Source organism: Chryseobacterium sp. VD8, from assembly GCF_037149975.1.
Classification (GTDB): domain Bacteria; phylum Bacteroidota; class Bacteroidia; order Flavobacteriales; family Weeksellaceae; genus Chryseobacterium; species Chryseobacterium indicum.
In genome coordinates this window covers 1-1,298 of the sequence record NZ_JBBCQL010000423.1, presented here as the reverse complement: position 1 = coordinate 1,298, position 1,298 = coordinate 1, and the positions used below count along the sequence as shown (strand labels likewise).

Annotated in this window: 3 protein-coding genes; all 3 read left to right on the top strand. The window is 35.3% G+C overall.

Annotated elements, in window-relative coordinates; translation table 11 throughout:
• Positions 1–236, top strand: a 236-nt coding sequence (locus tag WFK35_RS22800; protein ID WP_336734927.1) for an aldo/keto reductase, incomplete at its 5' end; no start/stop codon positions are given.
• Positions 237–358: 122 nt separating this feature from the next.
• A complete protein-coding gene (locus WFK35_RS22795; protein WP_235131655.1) occupies positions 359–622 on the top strand; it encodes a muconolactone Delta-isomerase family protein in 264 nt (87 codons plus the stop codon).
• Positions 623–763: 141 nt separating this feature from the next.
• Positions 764–1,141 carry a cyclophilin-like fold protein gene (locus WFK35_RS22790; RefSeq protein WP_336734925.1) on the top strand — a complete coding sequence of 126 codons (378 nt, stop codon included), beginning with the start codon at positions 764–766 and terminating at the stop codon, positions 1,139–1,141.
• Positions 1,142–1,298 lie beyond the last annotated feature (157 nt).

The window sequence follows — 1,298 nt, the reverse complement described above, 5'->3', positions numbered from 1 at the left end:
ATGCAATGCGCATTATTGGAGAGCGTAAAAATGCTTCAGTTGCACAAATTGCTGTCGCGTGGGCGATCGCAAAAAAAACGTTGCCCATTATTGGTGTGACAAAAGCTGCTCAGGTAGAGGAGATGCTGAAAGCATCTGCTATAGAGCTTTCTCAGGATGAAATGAATACTATTGAAACACTTGCCCGAAATGCAGGTGTGGATACCAAAGGTTCCTGGGAAGAATCTATGGTGTAGCTTTTTGCTTACCCTGTAAAAATATAAACGTTTTTCTTAAGATAGATTAAGGGTAAGAAACAGGTACCCTGTCTACATTTGCAGTATTAAAACAGTTGATAACAATTTAAAATAGTAAAAAAATGAAAACAGTAATCGCCAACGTAATTAACGATTTAGCTAAAATCCCAAATCTGGACGAATTAATGCCTAAAGAAATGGCAAGAGCTACAGAATTGGTAGAACAGGGAACATTAAAACATCTGTTTATAAAGGATGATCATATGGGAGCCGTATTGGTTTTAGCAAATGTAAATGCAGAAGAAGCTAAAAAAGTTATGGAGTCTTTTCCGATGTTTCCCCAATTTCAGGAAGTGATCTATACAGAAACAGAACAGTCGTTTTAAACCTTAAATAATAGAAAGCCAGTAGTATTGCTGACTTTCTATTTTTACTAAAACGAGTTTTTTGTTCTTAACATTTCTGCAGGCAAACCATTCATTTAAAATGAGGATAGGCACAAAGATCAAAAATAAAATACGGAAAAAATGAATCTTAAGATCACAATAAACAGTAAAGTATTTAAGGTTAATCTACAGGATAACGCCACTGCTAAAGCCTTTAAGGAATTATTGCCTCTCACGCTTGATATGAAGGAGCTTAACAGCAATGAAAAGTATGCGGAATTGCCTGAATCTTTGCCTGTTAAAGCATACAGTCCAGGTAAGATTCAGAATGGAGATCTCATGCTTTATGGAAACAATGTTGTCGTATTGTTTTATAAAACGTTCTCCACTTCTTACGCTTATACCAAAATTGGAAATGTAGATCATGCAGATGATTTGGCGGATACTTTAGGCTCAGACAATGTACTCGTAAAATTTGAATCAGACTCACCATATGAAACCGTTTATAATGAAAAATAGAGTCAAAATATTTATCATGACCTTATTCGCTTTAGGAATTTCCTTCAGCCAGGCTCAGCAGTCAAAAACTAAAAAATTAAACACAATGGAACAATCAGATCATTACACTTTTCGGCTGCATGAAAATGTACTTCGCAAAAAAGTAAGCTTCAAAAAC

Bases quoted from the DNA above. Each gene is read 5' to 3' on its own strand.
- WFK35_RS22795 (WP_235131655.1), top strand. From the start codon at position 359: ATGAAAACAGTAATCGCCAACGTAATTAACGATTTAGCTAAAATCCCA.
- WFK35_RS22790 (WP_336734925.1), top strand. From the start codon at position 764: ATGAATCTTAAGATCACAATAAACAGTAAAGTATTTAAGGTTAATCTA.